The sequence below is a fragment of the Sphingomonas sp. Leaf23 genome (genome assembly GCF_001421585.1).
GTDB lineage: Bacteria > Pseudomonadota > Alphaproteobacteria > Sphingomonadales > Sphingomonadaceae > Sphingomonas.
In genome coordinates this window covers 1-19353 of the sequence record NZ_LMKR01000008.1, presented here as the reverse complement: position 1 = coordinate 19353, position 19353 = coordinate 1, and the positions used below count along the sequence as shown (strand labels likewise).

Sequence of the window (19353 nt, the reverse complement as noted above, 5' to 3'; positions counted from 1 at the left end):
CTTGATCGGGATCTTCACCGTCGACCGGCGCTGCCGGCCCTTCCCCACCATCCGTGATCCTCACCCCAACCGCTTCGCGCGGTTTCGGCTGAGGGTGCGCGCCTGGAGCACAGCACACATGCGTCCTATACCTATCATCGCCTTGGCGAGCGTGGCTCGCCTCGACGGCGGCCATCGTCTCAGTACCAATCGGCAACTAAATGCCGACACGATCACCGCGGTCCGGCAAATCATTCGCCGCCTCACCCAAGTGATCCCCTTCGGCCAGGGCATCGCAACGGCCCTCCGCCCCTATTCCGCCAGGTGGTTGGTCGGAGCCGATCACCCTGCCGTCCAGCTCCATATCGCGGACCTGCTGCAAGCTGCCGATTGATCCAACCCGGCCGCACTGCAGCCAATTCCTAAGGAAAACACTATGTCTCTCATCGACCTGTCGATCGAGGCGCGAGGTTTCGCGCCCTCATCGATCGCACTTGCTGTGCGTACCATCGGCGCCTGTCCCGCTGCCGGACACCGGCCAGATGCTCGCATCCTATGCGGGGTCGGCATGCTCACGGTTACCCCGGATAATGACGACTACCGCTTTGTCGGCGACGCTCGCTGTCTTGGCGAGGACGACACCGTCAACGACCTGATCAACTGGCTCGAGCAGCGCATTCCTGCGGACGGCGTTATTATCAGTTGGGATAATTGGGGCAGCGTTCCTCGCCGACTACAGGCGCTCGCGGATCTGACGCAGCATCCACGCATCCGTTCCGCCGCTGGCGACACGGCCGGGCGGTGGCGCGACATGCCGCGCGGGCACACATGGCATGTCCGTCAGGCGCGTGCGCCTCATATGCCGTGCATCTGCGGCCCGGGCACATCCGTCACCGAATGCGACGCGGCCATGCCGACCGTCCTGCTGCCGGAGCCGGCAACCACCGCCGTGGAACTGATCAACGAGGCGGTGGCCGGGTGGCAGTGCTGGGCGAGATTGTTCGGCGATTTCGATGACGCCATTCACCCTGCACAAGCCGCGCTTCGCACCCTCGACCGCTGGCGCATCCATCGGCCCGCCACCCGCTGACCTTTCCTTTCCTCGACACGCGGGCGCGACAGCCCGCCGGAGAACCACTATGCACCACGACCTGACCTCGCTCTGGAAGAGCAACACGCCCCGCTTCGTCGTCATTCTTGATGCCGAACTCGCCTATGACCATGAAGCGCACGCGCGTTACCAGGCGGCCGAACGCTTCCTGCCCGCCGATGCCGCGCATCTTTCTCCCCGCGAACTGCGTACCGACCCGCGCGTGACGCCGCGCTGGCCCTGCCACCGGATCACGACACTGAGCTGGCTGGTAATGACCGAGGCTGCGGACGGCCTGCGCCCGGTTCGGCTGGAAACGCGCGGTCTGCCGGAAATGGATGAAGCCGCTATCCTGAAAGCCTTCTTCGCCGATATGGAACAGCTCGGCCGTGCCCAGCTAGTGACATGGGGCGGGTTCCATTCCGACCTGCCGCAGATCCTGATCGGGGCGATAGATGCCGGGCTGCGGTTGCCGGCAAGCCTAGCCGGCCTGCTGTCGCCATGGCGGCGTGATGTTTCCGGGCACGTCGATCTTTGCACCGAGATGTGCGGCGGGGCCGCACCAGCCCATCTCGCCGAAGTCGCCGCCCGGCTGGGCATTCCAGCGAAACTGACCTCCCGGCCGGATCTTGTTTCCCAACTGATGCAGCACGGCAAATGGTCGGCGGTCCGCTCGGTTTGCGAGGGCGACGTACTGACCACAGCGGCGCTGTTGATGCGCTGGCGCCATCTGACCGGCGGCACCACTTCCGTGCTGGAGGCGACGCGGCGGCTGACCGGCTTCGTCGCCGAGCACTGCACCCACCGGTCTTACGCCGCCGACTGGGGACACTTTGGCGACCGCGTGCTTCACGACGTCATCGCGACAGAAACCCATAAGCAAGAACTGCTCGCGCCCTGAGCCAGACCAAAACTGACAGAGATAAAGCGCCTATTGGAGGGCGGAAAACAAGAAGATCGGCGCGTGGCTCTGCCTGCGCCGATCACAATCAAAGGAATTGAATATGATCGAACATACGCCTCAGCAGGTGGCCGCCAACCTCATTATCGCTACCGGCCATCTATTGACCGGCTCGTTCGGCCGGCAAGCCGATCTTGATGACAATCTTACGATTATTGTTGGCCCACCGATCCACCCTCTCAATCTGCTCCACTGGACCAATTGGGTTCAAAATTCGCGCCGGAACATCATTCACATATTCTTTTCGCAGGATTGTAATGGCGTTCCCAACGTCGCGCTGATTTTCCTCGACGGCGACCGCTCCCTCGTTGCCGAGCACTGCTGGCTCTGGCTGCCGCAGAGCGGCGGCCGTTGCTGGATCATCCCTGATGGCGAAGGTTGGGGCGCATACCGGCTCGACACCGACCTGAAGCTGCGCCGCCATTCACGCGCCCCGGCGCGCGGCGAAAAGGCGATGCAGGATGGCTGTCTTCGCGCCTATCAGCGCTTTGCCGATATCCTAGACGGACAGAGCACCAGCAGCGTCGAACTACCGTTGCCGGAGCGACTGCGTACCGCAGCATGATACCATCATCAGCCTCGTTGGTGTGTAAGACGCGCTTACCAGCAACGCTGACGGGGCTGTTACGTCGTTTGGCGGTCAAATGGACGATGTCATTCATATGCCCACCGTTTAGTAGTCCGCTTTCGACCAAAATTGGCCGTCCGCGTTCACTCCGGCAAATGTCTGGTTCCGACAGTAGCCGCCGTTCGCCCTGATCAAACCACGAGACCGGAACACGCCGAATGGACGACCGTCTGCGCCGCCTCCAAATGTTCGGCGGCGAACTGGCATGTCGGAACTTTTGTGGACGGCGAAATTGCCGCTATCGGGAAGGCCGGAAGCGGACGTTCGTTCAGCCTGAACTGATCGGTTGGCGTTGGTAAATCGCAACTGCAATTTAGCATGAAATTTCGGGAGTTTAGCCCACCCGCGCGCCATGAACCCGATCGCTGGTCGCGGACGATCGCGTGGATGGCGTCGGCTTCGCCAAGCCGCTAGATCGCGACGAGTGACCTACCGGTGCGACGCCAGACCTCATTTATTGAGCCCAAGGGCGCCTCCGCCCCGTTTGAATGTTTCGACAGTACGGCACGATCGTAAAGGTAGCCGAGCGCCAGGACCTACAGGCGTGGGCTTTGTTCGGGTGCGTGTGGCGCGTGGCACGAATGCTCACCTTCCAATCTTGAGCAGGCAGCGTTCAAGATGCCCATGTTTAACGTCCCCGCGAAGGCCGCAGATAATCGCGCGCAATGTCGTTGGACAGGTCGCTGCGATCCGTGGATCGTGACGCCAATGGCACCCTGCGAGCGCGCGGTGGCGGCGGTCCTCGAGAAGACGTGTACGTTTTAGGGCCGCGCCGACATTCGGCGCATCGCCGAGCCGGCGAGCATCAGCTGGCGCGGTGAAGCGCTGGGTGTCGGCGCGGCATATCACCGTGACAACGCTCTCCATGTTAAAGGACCCCACCGTCTGCCTCCGTTGCCGCAGCGCGAAACCCCAGCGCAAATGCGCTAAGTGACTGCGAATGCCACTGCGCGCAGCGGTTTCGTGCACTTGGTCTTGGCGCTGCCTGCTCGCTCAAAGCTCAACATTTGATTTGAACACGCTACATCCGGCACGACCGTTTCCGGGCCTTCTCATCCGCAACTATCCCGCCTTAGCAACGGGCCGGGCGGGATAGTCTGTGCTGATCAGGCGACGATCAGATCATTCTCGACGGATGTGGCACCAGGAGCCGCCCACGCCGTCGATGCAGCGGTTTTCCGCTCGGCCAAAGATCCGACGGTTCCGGTAAGCGTCACGCGGCCACCCTGCGCCCGGACATGCACGTTTTCCTCGTCGAAAAACCACGAGCGGTGAAGCGCATGCTGAATTTTGTCACTAAGTCGGCCGGTATCGACGTGGGACTTGATCGTGATCTGGTTGGAGATCCCTGCCACGCCCATGAGGTTGCGGAGCTCGCGTTCGGCCGCCTCTTTTTGATAGTGCCAGTCGACTTCGCCGGTGAGCGTCAGCCAACCCTTTTCTACTTTTACCTTCACGACGTCGCGCGGGGTTCGAGTGTCCCAGGCAAGCCGATCCACCGCGGCCTTTGCAATGTCGGCATCATCGCGGGTTATCAAAAATGGGAGCCGGACCTCGATTTCCTCTGCCACAGCCTTCACGCCCTTGACGCGCCCTGTTGCCATTTCGGCCGCATGCTTCTGTCCGTAGCTCTCGACATGTCCGGTCAGGGTGACCGTGCCGTTGTCCGCAGTTACACCGATATGTGCGGCGGTAATGCTCGGCTCCCACTTCAGTTCGGCAAGTACAGCCTTTTGCAGTTTATCGTCATGCGACATGATGTAGCTCCATAAACGAGTTCGTTCGGCATGCTTGCCTAGTCTATCCTCTGGGTGACAGACTCGGAAACTACGCAGAGCAGGCAAGAACGCCGGTCCGGGAGCCTAATTTGCACGGATTTTTCACCATTATATGCTGGGAATTACGTAGTTTCCGAGGATGCGTCCTAATGCCTATAGCGTATATTCCGGGTTTTGCTTAGCGGGATAGGAGCAGTAGTCCGGCGAGTATCCTACCGGCTCCCGCCGTCCTCCGCTGCTTCGCAAATGATCGGGCAATACGATGCGCATACAGGACAAGGCCGCAACGCAAACCGGGCGGCATGCTGTCATCCTGTGTACTCCCGATCCACACAGCTTTAACCGTGCGATCGCCGACTGCTATTGCGAAGAGGTTCACGCGGCCGGACAGGAAACTGTGCTGCGCGATCTGTATGCCATGCATTTCGATCCAGTACTGTATTCGAATGAGCGACCAACCCTTGCAACACTGGTGCTGGCAAAAGATGTGATCGCGGAAAAAAATATCCTGTGGGGATGCGACGTCTTCGTCCTGATTTATCCGATCTGGTTTGGTTCGGCTCCTGCCATGATGAAGGGGTATGTCGAGCGCGTATTCGGTGCCGGCGTAACGCCGGAAGACGTACGCCGTCAGGACAGAGGCACCCTGCTGGGTGGGAAAAGATTACTGAGCTTCACCACCTCGGCAATGTCGCAGTACTGGTTAAGTGAAGCAGGGCAGGATATTGCGCTGACAACGATTTTTGACGACTACATTGTGCATGCGTTCGGCATGCATGCGCGGGAACACAAGCGGTTCGGGCAAGTCACTAGCGAAATGGACCAAAAATCCGTAGAGCAGCATCTTGCGAGGGTTGCAAGACAGGCGCAGCGAACATGCGGGCAGGTCGCATCAGCCGTGAGAAAACCTACGCCCTAGGCACGTCCAAACGGCATACGATGTCGGTACTGCGCAATCTTAAGTGTTCCGATGCGGTGGCTCGTCACCTCTAGGTATATCCCGACCGTGTTGCCCCGACGCGCCAAGGCCTATCGAGATAGGCAGCCGTTCGAGGACGATCATTCCGATCGTCTGGCGCACCGAATCAGGAGATCGCGATGTACACGGACCCGGACGAAGCCGCCTATTGCATCACGCGGATCGCACGCTCTCGGGCGCTGGCGGCGGCGTCGATCGACAGCGGCGCGCGCGCTTCGCATGCCGGTATTGCCGATGCGTATATCAATCGACTGACGTCGCTGACCAGAACGCCGGTCCGGATCGTGTTCGATGTGTAAGTCTGGCGTACAGCCGACGGCTGCCGCGTTTCGCGCCGAAGCGCTCGCGCGTTGGGATAACGAGGGCGGGGCGTTGTCTTACGGCGTGACGGTCGTACCGCCCGTCGTCGACGCCAGCCATCACTTGTCCCATGATGAGCTGGTCCATTTGCGAAGTCGGGTGATCGCGCTGGAACAGGCAATGATCGCAATGATGGCCGGCGGCTCTGACGACCAGCGCGCCCTGATCCACGATATGGCTGCGTTCGTTCGTCCGCCGATGGATGCCGTGCAAGACCCGCTGATGATGCACGCTGCCGATCTGATGGATCATATGGCCGATCGGGCGACGCTCCTTGCCCGCGTTCTCGGCTGAACGGGCTTTAGACGGTCGTCAAAGGCGGCGTGTGAGATTGGCGAGACTGACGGCCGGTGAAACCCGGCCCGCGATATCGCCGCATTCCTGCTCCAGATCGGATCGCACTTTCTCTATCTCACGATCGGTCAGGTGTTCGATCCCGATGAACTGCGATCGGGCCGCGTCGACGGCCCGGATCAATTCATCCAGTTTGGCCTGCATGGCCGCTGCATCCCGGTTCTGTGAGTTCTGGATCAGGAAGACCATCAGGAACGTGACGATCGTCGTCGCTGTATTCACGACCAGCTGCCATGTGTCCGAATAGCCGAAGAGTGGCCCGGTAACCGACCAGAGGAGGATGATTCCGACCGCTGTCGCGAAGGCACCGGGTTGGCCGGCAAACCCGGCGATCCGCGTAGCGGCGACCGTGAAGAGGCGGTCAAGCATCGTCAGCATTCGAAGAAGAACCGGCGGGCCTGCGCGCAGGGGCGTCGCCATTGATCGATGCGGCGATTGCGATCAGCAGCGCGCGATCGCCGATGCCGCGCTGGAGCACGGTGTCGCCGTGACGTTCGGCCTCGGTCAGCACCGGGCTGCCGGGGGCAAGGCCGTCGAGCAGCAACGCCCTGCCGCGCCAGCCACTGGTCCGCATTTCGCGGAGGAGGGCAAGACCGTCGATAGCCTCCATTTCCATGTCGAGAATGATGCAGGGATAGTCCCGCGCGCGCGGATCGGCGAGCAGGGCGGCACAGGTGGCGTAAGACCGAACGGCATAGTCTTCGGAGCGGAGCATCAGCTGTCGGGCGTGACGAACCGCGGTGTCCCCATCGACGAGCGAAACGCCGGTCGCTCCCGGCGACGCGGCGCTGGTTTCATTCTGCATGCGAATATCCTTGGGTTTCTGCATGGATCGCATGCCGGTAAGGTCATGTCTGTACGTAGAAGACGAGGGCCCGGCCGGTTATCGCTCGGCTCCGTCGTCGCCGAGGCCCGCCGCGAACGCGATCCGCAGGACATCGGACAGACTACGCGCGGACAGCTTGTCCATCAGGTTGGCGCGATGAACCTCGACCGTCCGCGTGGCGATGCCAAGCTCGAACGCGATCAGCTTGTTTGGTCGTCCCAGTACCATGCCATCCAGAACATCGCGCTCGCGCGGTGTCAGCGCTGCCAGTCGAACGGTTGCTTCGGCGGCGGCGATCCGGCTGCGGTCGGTCCGTCCGGCGAGTCCCAGTGCTTCGTCGATCGCGGCCAGCAGCGCTGTCCGTTCGAACGGCTTTTCCAGAAACTCTATCGCGCCGGCCTTTACCGCGCGTACTGCAAGCGTCACGTCGCCATGGCCGGTCAGCATGATTACTGGAAGCGCGATACCCTGCCGGGAAAGCCTTGCCTGTACCTCCATTCCGTCGATCTCCGGCATGCGGACGTCGAGCAGCGCGCAGCCGCTGGTTTCGCGAGTAACGGAAGCAAGGAATTTCAGGCCGGACACATAGCTCTTGACGCTGTAACCAGCCTTGCGGAGCAGGAAGCCGACCGACTGCCGGATCGCTTCGTCGTCGTCGACGATGTGGACGGTGCGGGCGGGATCAGACATCCTCGCGGCCTGCCAGCGGAACGCAGAAATGGAAGGCGGTTCCCGACCGGGCGCCCGCTTCCGCCCATATCCGGCCGCCATGCGCTTCGACAATCGTCCGGCAGATCGACAGGCCGAGACCCATGCCATCCTCCTTGGTCGTCGCGAAGGCTTCGAACAACCGGTCGCGAATGTCGGGGGACAGGCCGGTGCCCGTATCGGTCACGGTTACGCGCACCCAGCCATCGCGATCGGCCGCTGTCGCGATGATCAGTTCCTTGATGGGCGACGACACCATCGACTGAATCCCGTTGCGGATGAGGTTGACCAGCACCTGCTGGATCTGGACGCGGTCGACCAGCACCGTGTCGAGCCCCGCCGCGATCGGCATGGTCACATTGACCCCCGCCTCATGCGCGCCAAGCAGGGCAAGGCTGGTGGCTTCTTCCACCAGCATGTCGAGCCGTTCCGCCTTGAACCCGGTGTCGCCGCCATCGACGAATGCGCGCAGCCGGCGCACGATCGTGCCAGCACGAAGCGATTGCGCCGCCGCCTGGTCGAGGGCTTCGGCGATCTCGCCGAGCAGAACGTCGCCGGTATCGCCGATCATAAAGCGCATCGTTTCGAGATAAGCGGCGATGGCGGTCAGCGGCTGATTGATTTCATGCGCCAGCGTCGAGGCCATCGTCCCCATCGCGCTGACGCGGGAGACATGGATCAGTTCAGACTGCAGTTCCTGCATCCGCCGTGCGGTTTCGTGGCGGTGGGTCAGGTCGCGCACGAAGCCGGTGAAAATCCGCTCGCCCGCGATCACGGCCTCGCCAACGGCCAGTTCGATCGGAAAGGTGTCGCCGTTGGCACGTTGCGCCGTCGCGATGCGGACATTGCCGATATTGTGGGGAATGCCGGTCCGGAGATAGGTTCGTAGATGACCGTCATGCTCGCGTCTGTCAGCGGGCGGCATCAGCATGCTGACATTGCGTCCGATCACGTCTGCCTTGGCATAGCCGAACAGCCGTTCGGCAGTGGTGCTGAACGAGGATACGATGCCGCGTTCGTCCATCACGATCATGGCATCGGGAACGGTCGCGAGGATCGAGCGCAGATGATGTTCGCGCCGGACGACCGCCGCTTCCGACGCCTTCTGGTCGGTGACGTCGCGAATGACCTTGCCGAAGCCGCGCAGCTCGCCGGCCTCGTTGCGAAGCGCGGTGATTGTCACGCTCGCAAGAAACTCCGACCCATCCTTCCGAAGCCGCCAGCTATCTTCCGCAATGCGGCCGAACGCCGCCGCCCGGATCAGGTCATCGGCCGGTTTTCCGACGGCGACATCGTCGGGGGTGTAGAAGATCGCGGAATCGACACCGATGATTTCCGCCTCGGTCCACCCCTTCATTCGCTCGGCACCGCGGTTCCAGATCGTCACCCGTCCGTGCGCGTCCAGCATGTAGATCGCATAGCCCATCGCCCCGTCGATCAGCAGGCCCAGTTCCTCGGCCACGACCGCATTCCTGCGGGCGACGGCGTCGGCATCCAGTACGCTGCCGCAGGGCAGAGCGTCGTTCACGACGGCGGCGCGGTCTGTTTGCGGGTACGAAAATCGATCACGGGACGGCTCCGATCGGGTCATAGCCCGAACCGTCGGCAACCCATGCCGGCTCAACGCATCGCGACGCGATCGGGCGCAATGTCAGGCCAGCGGCCGGAGCAGCGTCATGGTGATCTCGCCAGCAACGAGCATCGAGAGCACGCCACCTCCGATCGAAACCCGTCGGTTCATACTGGCGATTGGCTGCAGAAGGGCGTGGAATGCGTCGATCATGATCGTCGTCCTCGATGTCTGACGGTGGCCTGCTCCCTATTGCGGATCGATCCTATTGTGGTTTCACACATTGCCGGACGGGCGCGAAGACAATCACAGTACGGGGACCATCCCGCACGGTCCGCGTAGTTCCCGATGCTGGGGTCACTCTCGTCAACCGCTATGTCCGGCGTTTAGCAGCCGTATTGGCTGGTATTCAGATCGGGGTGGCAACCCATGTCGATGACCACGCCTACTTCGACAGAGATATTCGATGCCCGCTGACGCGCATCGCGAGGGGCATGTCGTCAACCGCATCGGATGGCTGCGTGCGGCGGTTCTTGGTGCCAATGACGGGATCGTTTCCACCGCGAGTCTCGTGCTCGGCGTCGCAGCCGCGAATGCGCGGACATCGAACATTGTGATCGCCGGAACTGCCGGACTGGTGGCGGGGGCGATGTCGATGGCCGCGGGCGAATATGTCTCTGTCAGTGCCCAGGCCGATACCGAAAATGCGGAGATCGGGCGGGAGCGGCGCGAGCTTGCCGTCGATCCGGTCGGTGAACTGGCCGAGCTCGCCGGGATCTATGTCGAAAGAGGCGTCGACCACGCGACGGCGGTCGCGGTCGCTACGCAATTGATGGCGCACGATGCATTGGGTGCCCATGCCCGCGACGAGCTGGACCTGACGGTGGGCGCCCGCGCCCGGCCGGTACAGGCAGCGCTGGCATCGGCCGCGAGTTTCACGGTAGGTGCCGCGATGCCGTTGCTGGCAGTCTTTGCGATGCCGGCCGATCGGTTGATCGCGGGGGTGGCAAGTTCGTCGCTGCTGTTCCTGGCAGTTCTGGGGGCGTTGGGGGCCAAGGCGGGGGACGCCGCGGTGTGGCGCGGCACCTGCCGCGTCACCTTCTGGGGGGCGTTCGCAATGGCAGTTACCGCCCTGATCGGTCATCGGATAGGCAGAACGATGTGATCGCATCTTTCGGCGGAGATTGTCGTCACCAGCTCGGATCACAGCTGCGTAGTTGCCGATGCTGATACCGGCTCGTTCCGGTCAATAGGGTTCGTTCGCCGCTTGCGCCCGCCCCGTTGGGATCGCGCAGGGTCGGCCGTCAGCATCGGATACGACTTATGATGACCATCACTCGCGCGACCGACGTCCGAAGCCGCGACCGGTCCGGTGCGATCGGCAGGCAGGCGTTCGGACTGTTGCTCGCCATGCTGGCACCAGCCACAGCGTCTGCGCAGACCCCGCCGGTCGTCGTCGCCGATGGCCGGATCGAGGCGCTGAAGGCGGGTGAATATCTTTGGGCACCCGGCATCGCGCCTGAGGGTCCGGTTACGATCATCGTCAGCCTCAAGACGCAGAAGGCCTATGCCTATCGCAACGGCGTAGCGATCGGCGTGTCTACGGTTTCCACGGGCGCCGAGGGGTTCACGACGCCGACGGGGGTGTTCACGGTCCTGCAGAAGGACGCGGATCACGTGTCCAACCTGTACAAGGACGCTGCGATGCCGTTCATGCAGCGGCTTACCTGGAGCGGGATCGCGATGCATGCCGGCGAACTGCCGGGCTATCCCGCGTCGCATGGTTGCATCCGAATGCCGATGGCTTTCGCAAAACTGCTGTTCGGGATCACCCGGATGGGTATCACGGTCGTCATCACCAACGACGCACTGGTTCCGGTGACCGTTCAGGCGCCGGCGATCCTGATGCAAGGTGCCACGCGACGTGCCGCTGCTGCCTTTGTCTGGACCCCGGCCAGATCGCCGACCGGTCCGGTGTCAATCGTCATTAGCGGTCGCGACAAGCGGGTCGTCGTCCTGCGAAACGGTATTGAAATCGGTTCGAGTGCGATCCTGCTCGACGCGCCGATCGAACGTACCGCCGCCTTCACGCTCAAGTCGAGCGATGCGGCAGGCGGGCATTGGCTGCGCCTGCCGCTGCCCGGCGAAACCCGCACCGGCGAGTTGACAGTCGAAGATCGGGACAAGGCACGCCTGCCCGCCGGTTTTCGCGCCGCACTGGCAACGATCCTGACCCCCGGCGCGACGTTGCTGGTAACCCGCGAGACGCTGGCGAGCGCCGGGACCGGCACGGCGGTCACCATCATCGAGGCTGATCGACCGTGATCCCGGCGAGGCAGCGTGGCAGGGGCGATACTGTGCCGCCGCCCGCGTGGCATGCAATGTCGATTGCCGACGTTGAACGCCGCCTGCAGACATCGGCCGGTGGGCTGGTACCCGATGAGGCGGCAGTACGATTACGGTGCGATGGTCCGAATGCACTGGCCCCGCCACCCGCTCCCTCGACCCTTTTGCGGTTCGTGCGGCAATTCAACAGCCCGCTTATCTATCTGCTGATCTTGGCGGCAGCCGTATCGCTCGGTCTTGGACACAGAACCGACGCGGGCTTTATCGGTGTGGTTCTGGTCATCAATGCGCTCATCGGCACCATTCAGGAGGGGAAGGCCGCAGACAGTCTGGCTGCCTTACGGACCATGATGGGGCATAGCGCGCCAGTAAGGCGCGGCGGCGCTGTATCGGTCATCGATACCCGCGACATCGTCGTCGGGGACAGGGTCGAGCTGGAAAGCGGAATGGCCGTCCCTGCAGACATCCGCTTGTCGGAAACTTCCATGCTGCGAGTGGACCAATCGGCATTTACCGGGGAATCGGTTCCGGTCCTCAAGGATGATGGTGCGACTTTGCCCGAACGGGCGTCGCCCGGCGATCGGACGACGATGCTGCTGGCGGGTACGATGGTCGCCGAAGGCAGGGGCAGCGGCATCGTCGTCGCGACCGCTGACAATACTGCGCTCGGCGCGATCGATGCGTCGCTGCGCGATGCGAAGGCGACGCCTCCACCACTTGTCGTGCGCCTTGATCGGCTTGCGCGGCAGATCAGCATCGCCGCCATCGCGTTGATCGTGCCGTTTGCCATCGTTCTGCTGATGCAGGGGCGGCCGGGCGACCAGATCCTGCTGCTGGCGGTGGCGCTGGCGGTTTCGGCGATTCCGGAAGGGCTGTCGATCGCGGTCACCGTCGCGCTGGCGGCGGGTACGCGCCGGATGGCGGCGCGCAACGTCATCGTCCGTTCGCTGCCGGCGGTGGAGGGATTGGGCGCCTGCACGATCATCGCCAGCGACAAGACCGGCACGCTGACCCGCAACATCCTGTCAGCCGAGCGCGTCCTGCTGACGGACGGCCAGGATATCCGGCGGGCGGATTGGCCAGCGCATGCCAACGCGCTGGCCGCGATCCGTTATGCTGCCGCGCTGTGCAACGAAGCCTCGACCGGTCCCGACGGCGTGGCCGTCGGCGATACCGTCGACGTCGCGCTGCTCGGCTTCGCAGATGGCGGCGGCATCGATCTGCAGGCGCTGCGCGCGATCGTCAGGGTCGCTGCGTTGCCCTATGAGCCGGTCCGCAAATTCGCGACCGTCGTCGTCGATACGCCGCAGGGTCGGCGGCTGTTCGCGAAGGGGGCACTCGAAACCATCCAGACAATGTGTCGGCCGATCGATGCCGCCCTGACCGCGCGCGCGCTTGCCATGGCGGAAGCAGGCTACCGGATTATCGCCGTCGCCGCTTCCGATGGATCGACGGCGGTCGACGCGACCGCGCCGGGCGCTCTCGTCCTGTTAGGCTGGATCGGGCTGATCGATCCGGTCCGGACCGAAGTGCCCGCCGCGATCGCACTTTGCGCTGCGGCAGGTGTCGGCGTCCGCATGGTGACAGGCGATCATCCTGCCACTGCACTTACGATCGCGCGCGGGCTGGGCCTTGCGGTCCGCAAGGATCAGGTCGTCACCGGTACGCAGATGAGAGAACTGGCGGGCGAGAATTTGGCATTGTCAAGAATGGTGCTCGCCGGCCGCGTGTTCGCAAGGATCGAGCCGGTCCAGAAGCTGGAGATCGTCCGGATCCTCAGCGCCAGCGGCGAACTGGTCGCGGTTACGGGCGACGGCGTCAACGACGCACCCGCATTGCAGGCTGCGCATATCGGCGTGGCGATGGGTCTGGCCGGGACCGATGTCGCACGCGGCGCGGCGGACCTAGTGCTGGCGGACGACAATTTCGCATCGATCGTGGCGGGGATCGAGGAAGGCCGGGTCACCTATGCCAATGTGCGGCGGATCGTCATCATCCTGCTGGCCACCGGTATGGCGGAGATCGGCATGTTCCTCGGCGCGGTTGCGTTCGGTTTGCCGATGCCGCTGACCGCCGTGCAGTTGCTGTGGCTCAACCTCGTCACCAACGGCGCGCAGGACGTGATGCTGGGTTTCGGTCGTGGCGAAGGCGATGAATTGTCACAACCACCGCGCAGGCCGGACGAACCCATCCTCGATCGCAGCGCGATCATGCTGATGATCCCGCCCGCGCTGGTGATGACCGGGTTCGCACTGTTCCTGGTTCAGGCCCTGCACCGCGACGGCCATCCGTTGGCCGAAATCCAGAACGCCGTCCTGCTCATGACGGTCCTGTTCCAGAACGTCTATGTGCTGTGCATGCGCAGCGAGCGGCGGTCCATCCTGCGCGAACCGATATTGTCCAATCCATGGCTGCTGCTGGGCATCGCCGTCGCGATCACGTTGCAACTGGCCGCGATGTTCTGGCCGCCCTTGGGCAGCATCCTCGGGACGGGACCGGTATCGGGGCGCACGCTGTGGTTCTGTCTCGGCGCGACGGTTTCGACGGTGGTCGTCACGGAAGCGACCAAGCGCGCCGTCGCTGGCGTCCGTCGGGAACACCCGGTTCGTTCCTCAGCGTGACTATTGCATCGCCGCGAGCAGCCGGTCGACCGGCATGGTTGCAAAGGTCGTGAAACTGTCGGCTACGGCGTAAGGCAGGATCAGCGTCCGGCCATGGAGGAGCGCGCCGCAGCTATAGGTGACGTTGGGGACATAACCCTTGCGCTCGGTCGGACCGGCCCGGATCAGCGGACGGGTTGTACGACGCAGCAACCGCGACGGATCTTCACGATCGAGCAGGCACGCGCCGATCGCATAATTGCGCATCGCCCCCACTCCGTGGGTCAGCACCAGCCAGCCCTCCGCAAGCTCGATCGGTGAACCACAATTGCCGATCTGGACGAACTCCCATGGCCATCGCGGTTCAATGATAGTCGTGCCGGTTGACCAGTCGTACAGGTCTTGCGACCAGACGAGGGAAATGGTTTCATTGTCGGCGCGACTGAGCATGGCATAGCGGCCGCCGATGCGTCGCGGGAACAACGCCATCCCCTTGCCGGCACCGGCCGCGCCGTGAAGGGTGTCGAGCGTGAAGGAGCGGAAGTCGGCCGTTCGCAACAGCTCCTGACGAATGCCCTGCGCACTATACGCGGTATAAGTGCCGATCCACGACAGCGTTCCGTCATCGTCGACAAAGCGCACGAGACGCAGGTCCTCGATCCCGTTGCGTTGCGCCGGGGTCGACGGAAAGATGACGATTTCCGACAGGGCGTATCCGTCCTCGCACTGCATCCGGACCCTTGCGCCCCGCACGCTGGCTAAGGCCGCATCCTCGACCTGCGGGACGATCGCCCGCGCGCCCTGCGGTTCGAGGACGATATTGCCATCAGCATCGCACACGCCGGTCCGGAACGCGATCGAGGAGACATGTCCTTCGCCAACCGCGCGTAGCGACAGGACGAAGCGTATCGAACCCGCCGCGATGCCCCACTGGTCAGGGTGCGGCACGATGCTGGGGTTGAAGAGGGCCGCTGCCTGATAACCATATTCCTGGCAGAAATAGGCACCGATCAGCAGTGTGCGCGCGTCGCCAACCGGTTGATCGAGGCCGATGATGCCCTGCACCTCGGCATAGCGCCGCGCGAACATCGCCTCGACCTGCGGCTGATGCCCGGCAAAGTCGCTGCTCAGCGTTTGTAGTTCGGCCGCGACGGTCGTATCATCAAGCGCCACGACCCGCGCCGCGATCCGCCGCGCCCGCGCATGTTCTTCGTCGGCGCCCGGCACATAGGGCCGGATGACGACGCGGGATGGATCGGGGCGCAGGACGATGTCGAGGCGATGAACGAACGCGGCATTGGACAATCGACGGCTACCTTGATGATCGGACCTGTCACGATGGCTGCCGGCATGGAAATGGCGCAGTGCTGCTCGCCAACGCGCGTATCGCGAGGGCCATGATGTCGTTCCCCAGCGTACGATAGGGCTGCATCGTCAGGCGCCCCCTGCGTCAAAGCACCATGCGCAGCACGATCAGCGTAGGATCGCCGGGACAGGGCGACGCCGACCAGCCCATGTCGCGTTCCAGTTCGATCGCCTGGTGATTGTCCCGGCTTTCGATGGATTCCAGGGTCGCGATGCCTTCGGATCGTGCGAACTGCACCACGTGCTCGACGAGCGTCCAGCTGATGCCGCGATGCTTGAAATCCGACCGGATCGCCACCGCCACCTCGGCATTGGTTCGCGTTTCGTCTGCGGCGATCATCGCCGTCGCGATGACCAGACCGGTACCGCTCTCGATCGCCAGAAAGTTTTCGACGCGGTGGTGATCGATCGTCACCAATGCCGTCAATTGGTCGTGTCCGACCTTTCGAACCGTACTGAGAAAGCGAAACCGCAGATCCTCACTGCTGACATGGGTGAAGAACTCCGCGAGGGCAGGTTCGTCGGCCGGTGCCGCCGGGCGGACATGGAAGCGATATCCGTCCCGCGCCGTCAGGTCAGCACTCCAGTCGGCGTCTGATGAGGGCGATGCAGATGGCCCCGCAGGGCGGGGGGTGGCCATGTCGATCACACAGGATCCTCAGATAGCAATTGCGGGCGATGGCTGTGCCGCGACACACCCTCGCCCCAGATTCTAGACGGCCGAACCCTGCTAACGCAGACTCGGGAAACACGTAGGAGCGGTAGGCGCCAGGTGTTCACAAACACCGTCCGCGCGCTGCGTCGTGTAGTCCCCATGGCCCTGCGTAGTTTCCGATTCTTTGCAAACGCACGCCACGCGCTAATTTAATAGGGTAAGGTGGAGTTCAACCCGCCGTTCACCTCCTTTTTCAGGAAGTCACGATGCCCCATGACCGCGCGCTTCAGAAGGCCGTTCTTACCGAACTCGAATGCGAACCTAGCGTAGATGCCGCGCACATTGGCGCGCCTGCCGTTGGCGGCGTCATGACGCTGTCCGGAACGGTATCGTCGATGGCGGATCGCGCTTTCGCCTGCCGCACGGCATGGAACGCAAAGGCGGTTTCGACAGTCCAAGATCTTCTTGCAGTCGCATGAAGATGAACGCTCCATCGGTTTTTAGCCGGTTGGAGCGTGGACGGCAGCTCCGCATTGCCCTGCCAAATTTTTCACTTGGTCTTGTCGCTGTCACGGTGACAGCGATGTTTATATGGTCGATCTGGGCATTCGCTGGCGCCATCCTCTGGAGTGTCGTCGCTGCGATCATGTTCTCGCCGCTGAATGATCGTCTGCTGAAGATTTTCCCAAGGGAACGAACCGTTGCTGCGATCCTTACGCTTCTCGTCATCATCGCAATGGGCGTTCTTCCAGGCGTAGCACTGTTCATGTTCCTGCTCGATCAGGCGGGATCGATGTATGCGGAAGTGCAGTCGGGAAAACTTGATATCCCGGCAATTTTCGAGCGAGTTCAAGCTGGGCTGCCCGATTGGATCATTGCGGCCATGCGCCGCACCGGCGTAACCGATCTGGCGTCGCTGAGGGAACAACTGTCGATCGGCCTCACGGCGAGGCTGCAGATGCTCGCGTTGCATGCGATGACCATTGGACAAGGCGTTGCCAGCTTCCTTCTGTCCTTGGCTACGATGCTCTATCTGACCTTTTTCCTGGTGCGCGACGGACGTTCGATGGCGACCGCAATCGCCAGCACCGTGCCCCTTGCCGTCGACGACCGCCGGATGCTCGCGGACAGGTTCGTCAGCGTGGTTCGGGCTACGGTAAAAGGCGGGGTGCTCGTCGGTGCGGCGCAGGGGTTCGTCGGAAGCGGCATCATGGCCTTGTTAGGGGTTCCCAATGCGCTGCTTTGGGCGGTGGTGATTGCGCTTTGCTCGTTGCTGCCCGCAGTGGGAACCGGGATCGTGTGGGTACCGGTTTCCATCTATCTCTTCGCAACGGACGGCATATGGCATGGCTTGATCATGGCCGTGTCCGGGTTGGTTATTATCGGCTCGGTGGACAATGTTCTGCGGCCGATCCTGATCGGGCGCGAAACCAATATCCCCGATTTCCTTGTGCTGGTGACGACCCTTGGCGGGTTGGTCGCCTTTGGATTCAACGGACTCCTGATCGGCCCTGTTCTTGCGGGGATATTCATCTCCTGCTGGGATCTGATCGGTTCAAAGACCGGCACATTTTATAATGGCAAGGGTCGGCGTACTGTTAATGTTTAGATCCATCCCAAATAGGCCATGTAAGCCTAGCGGGAATTGTGGATTCAATTTTGAGGAAATGATGATGAGAAGTTCCATTTTTTACGCTGCAGCAGGTTTACTTGGGGCAGGTTGCAAACAATTCCCGATCCTGCAATCGGTGATGCTGTGACGACACACGCGGCAACGCCATCTTCGAACAGGATCGCATTTATCGGCGCCGGCCATGTCGGTGCGACCGCGGCTTACGCGATGATGCTTCGTGCTCTGTTCCGCGAAATCGTTCTGATCGACAGCAATGAAGCCTTGGCCGAAGCCGAAGCTGCCGATATTACGGATGCGAATGCACTAGCGAGACCGGCGCGGATTTGGGCTGGGTCCTACGCGGACGCTGCCACGGCCGGGATTGCGGTCATAACCGCCGGGGCGGCATCACATGGCAGCGAAAGCCGCCTGTCACTGGCCTCTGCCAGTGCGGGGATCGTAATCGAGTGCGTACAGCGTCTGGCGCGTGCCGGGTTCTCCGGGGTTCTTGTCATCGCTTCAAACCCGGTCGACATCATGACCACGCTGGCGATCCGCCATGCTGGACTTCCCCGGCATCGGGTGATCGGGACCGGAACGCTTCTCGACACCAGTCGCCTCAAGCAGGTTTTGTCAGCGGCTCTTGATGTATCGGCCAGCGCCATCGAAGGGTATGTTCTCGGCGAGCACGGCGATAGCGAGGTTACCGTTTTTTCAAGCGTTCGGATCGGCGGGCAATCGATTCACGACTTTGATGAGGCTGCGAAAGCGTTGGATCTACCCGCGATCGGAGCGCAGGTCCGCGACGCGGCATACGGGATCGTTCGAGGCAAAGGCTTTACATCATTCGGTGTCGCAACCGCCATCGTGCGCATTTGCGAAGCCATTGTTCGCAACGAGCGATGCGTACTGCCTGTCAGTACATGGATCGATCAGCATTTTGGTCATAACGAACTATGCTCGAGTCTTCCGTGTATTATTGGTTCGGGCGGTATTGAACGCGTTATCGTACCGGTACTGAATGCAAACGAGGAAGATGCACTGTCTTCCTCAGCGCGAAAGCTCGGCGACGCACTTCGAGCGTTAGATGGGCTGGCAGGTTAATACTTGGTAAAGATATCGGATAATATCAGAATCCAGACCTTGCTTTGCGTGATCCTGTTCGCTGCGCTGAAGCTTTCGATAATGTACTTGTGATGAACCATGCAGCCTTAGATTAGCCGTTATGCAGGTTGTTTGTTCCTGAGATATGACAATGACATATTTTGATTTTTACATGCCTTCTGTGCGAAGCGCATTGCCTTGAAATTTGGATGTTATAAGATGGAATAGTAAACCATGGTTGCTTAGAGGTCCTGTCGTGCAGAACTAACGAGTGGCGAAACCTCAAAAGTGCGGAGGCACATTCGGGTGTCCAATTGTGGGCGCATTCCGCCTATAGCAGGTGACGTGCTCCCCGGGAATCATGCCACTGGTAAGTTAGCTCGTCAGATGGAGACGAGCGATGCGGCGAGGCCGTTTTACCGAGGATCAGATCATAGG

General features: G+C 62.1%; 21 protein-coding genes. 13 read left to right on the top strand and 8 right to left on the bottom strand.

Going from position 1 to position 19353, the window contains the following annotated elements; translation table 11 throughout:
• Position 1 precedes the first annotated feature (1 nt).
• The 4 genes from ASE67_RS17380 to ASE67_RS17365 all read left to right on the top strand — a co-directional run bounded on the left by ASE67_RS17380 (position 2) and on the right by ASE67_RS17365 (position 2595).
• Positions 2 to 373, top strand: a complete 372-nt coding sequence (locus ASE67_RS17380) for a hypothetical protein (protein ID WP_055764242.1) — start codon at positions 2 to 4, stop codon at positions 371 to 373.
• A 42-nt stretch (positions 374 to 415) separates the two neighbouring features.
• Entirely contained in the window at positions 416 to 1069 is a 654-nt protein-coding gene (locus ASE67_RS17375; protein ID WP_055764238.1) for a hypothetical protein, read from the top strand.
• 49 nt (positions 1070 to 1118) lie between these two features.
• Positions 1119 to 1970: a hypothetical protein gene (locus ASE67_RS17370; RefSeq protein WP_055764235.1), complete on the top strand. Its 852-nt coding sequence runs from the start codon at positions 1119 to 1121 to the stop codon at positions 1968 to 1970.
• A gap of 103 nt (positions 1971 to 2073) precedes the next feature.
• Positions 2074 to 2595, top strand: coding sequence for a hypothetical protein (locus ASE67_RS17365; protein ID WP_055764232.1), 522 nt, complete (start codon positions 2074 to 2076; stop codon positions 2593 to 2595).
• 1169 nt (positions 2596 to 3764) lie between these two features.
• On the opposite strand, the gene ASE67_RS17360 is transcribed toward ASE67_RS17365, so the two are convergent.
• The gene (locus ASE67_RS17360) at positions 3765 to 4415 is read right to left on the bottom strand and encodes a BON domain-containing protein (protein WP_055764229.1); all 651 of its coding nucleotides are present in this window, start codon (positions 4413 to 4415) and stop codon (positions 3765 to 3767) included.
• 283 nt (positions 4416 to 4698) lie between these two features.
• On the opposite strand from ASE67_RS17360, the gene ASE67_RS17355 reads away from it, so the two are divergent.
• From ASE67_RS17355 to ASE67_RS17345, 3 genes are all read left to right on the top strand, one after another.
• Positions 4699 to 5355, top strand: a complete 657-nt coding sequence (locus ASE67_RS17355) for an NAD(P)H-dependent oxidoreductase (RefSeq protein WP_055764227.1) — start codon at positions 4699 to 4701, stop codon at positions 5353 to 5355.
• Between the two features lie 179 nt (positions 5356 to 5534).
• Positions 5535 to 5714 carry a hypothetical protein gene (locus tag ASE67_RS17350; RefSeq protein ID WP_055764224.1) on the top strand — a complete coding sequence of 60 codons (180 nt, stop codon included), beginning with the start codon at positions 5535 to 5537 and terminating at the stop codon, positions 5712 to 5714.
• 85 nt (positions 5715 to 5799) lie between these two features.
• Positions 5800 to 6069, top strand: a complete 270-nt coding sequence (locus ASE67_RS17345) for a hypothetical protein (protein ID WP_156348704.1) — start codon at positions 5800 to 5802, stop codon at positions 6067 to 6069.
• Between the two features lie 18 nt (positions 6070 to 6087).
• Here ASE67_RS17345 and ASE67_RS17340 read toward each other — a convergent pair whose 3' ends face one another.
• From ASE67_RS17340 to ASE67_RS18760, 5 genes are all read right to left on the bottom strand, one after another.
• Positions 6088 to 6498: a low affinity iron permease family protein gene (locus ASE67_RS17340; RefSeq protein WP_055764358.1), complete on the bottom strand. Its 411-nt coding sequence runs from the start codon at positions 6496 to 6498 to the stop codon at positions 6088 to 6090.
• A complete protein-coding gene (locus tag ASE67_RS17335) occupies positions 6491 to 6934 on the bottom strand; it encodes a response regulator (protein ID WP_055764218.1) in 444 nt (147 codons plus the stop codon). Before ASE67_RS17335 ends, ASE67_RS17340 begins: the two co-directional genes overlap by 8 nt.
• Positions 6935 to 7012: 78 nt before the next feature.
• Positions 7013 to 7645 (bottom strand): response regulator transcription factor, encoded by a 633-nt coding sequence (locus ASE67_RS17330; protein WP_055764215.1) that lies wholly within the window; start codon positions 7643 to 7645, stop codon positions 7013 to 7015.
• A complete protein-coding gene (locus tag ASE67_RS17325) occupies positions 7638 to 9191 on the bottom strand; it encodes a PAS domain-containing sensor histidine kinase (protein ID WP_235511982.1) in 1554 nt (517 codons plus the stop codon). Before ASE67_RS17325 ends, ASE67_RS17330 begins: the two co-directional genes overlap by 8 nt.
• Positions 9192 to 9314: 123 nt before the next feature.
• Complete coding sequence (locus ASE67_RS18760; protein WP_268795059.1) at positions 9315 to 9446, bottom strand: hypothetical protein; 132 nt, start codon at positions 9444 to 9446, stop codon at positions 9315 to 9317.
• 253 nt (positions 9447 to 9699) lie between these two features.
• Between ASE67_RS18760 and ASE67_RS17320 the strand changes: the two genes are divergently transcribed.
• The 3 genes from ASE67_RS17320 to ASE67_RS17310 all read left to right on the top strand — a co-directional run bounded on the left by ASE67_RS17320 (position 9700) and on the right by ASE67_RS17310 (position 14200).
• On the top strand, positions 9700 to 10398 hold the full coding sequence (locus tag ASE67_RS17320; protein ID WP_055764212.1) for a VIT1/CCC1 transporter family protein: 699 nt from the start codon (positions 9700 to 9702) through the stop codon (positions 10396 to 10398).
• A gap of 161 nt (positions 10399 to 10559) precedes the next feature.
• Positions 10560 to 11558, top strand: coding sequence for a L,D-transpeptidase (locus tag ASE67_RS17315; protein ID WP_235511981.1), 999 nt, complete (start codon positions 10560 to 10562; stop codon positions 11556 to 11558).
• Positions 11559 to 11614: 56 nt separating this feature from the next.
• On the top strand, positions 11615 to 14200 hold the full coding sequence (locus ASE67_RS17310) for a cation-translocating P-type ATPase (protein WP_082457253.1): 2586 nt from the start codon (positions 11615 to 11617) through the stop codon (positions 14198 to 14200).
• Here the strand turns inward: ASE67_RS17310 and ASE67_RS17305 are convergent, their stop codons facing one another.
• Positions 14201 to 15484, bottom strand: coding sequence for a glycoside hydrolase family 130 protein (locus ASE67_RS17305; protein WP_082457252.1), 1284 nt, complete (start codon positions 15482 to 15484; stop codon positions 14201 to 14203).
• 145 nt (positions 15485 to 15629) lie between these two features.
• Positions 15630 to 16184 (bottom strand): GNAT family N-acetyltransferase, encoded by a 555-nt coding sequence (locus tag ASE67_RS17300; protein ID WP_082457258.1) that lies wholly within the window; start codon positions 16182 to 16184, stop codon positions 15630 to 15632.
• Positions 16185 to 16465: 281 nt separating this feature from the next.
• On the opposite strand from ASE67_RS17300, the gene ASE67_RS17975 reads away from it, so the two are divergent.
• From ASE67_RS17975 to ASE67_RS17970, 3 genes are all read left to right on the top strand, one after another.
• Positions 16466 to 16678: a BON domain-containing protein gene (locus ASE67_RS17975; RefSeq protein WP_082457251.1), complete on the top strand. Its 213-nt coding sequence runs from the start codon at positions 16466 to 16468 to the stop codon at positions 16676 to 16678.
• Positions 16675 to 17808, top strand: coding sequence for an AI-2E family transporter (locus ASE67_RS17295; RefSeq protein ID WP_055764206.1), 1134 nt, complete (start codon positions 16675 to 16677; stop codon positions 17806 to 17808). The genes ASE67_RS17975 and ASE67_RS17295 overlap by 4 nt, the downstream gene beginning before the upstream one ends.
• Positions 17809 to 17919: 111 nt before the next feature.
• Positions 17920 to 18915, top strand: a complete 996-nt coding sequence (locus ASE67_RS17970) for an L-lactate dehydrogenase (protein WP_235511980.1) — start codon at positions 17920 to 17922, stop codon at positions 18913 to 18915.
• Positions 18916 to 19353 lie beyond the last annotated feature (438 nt).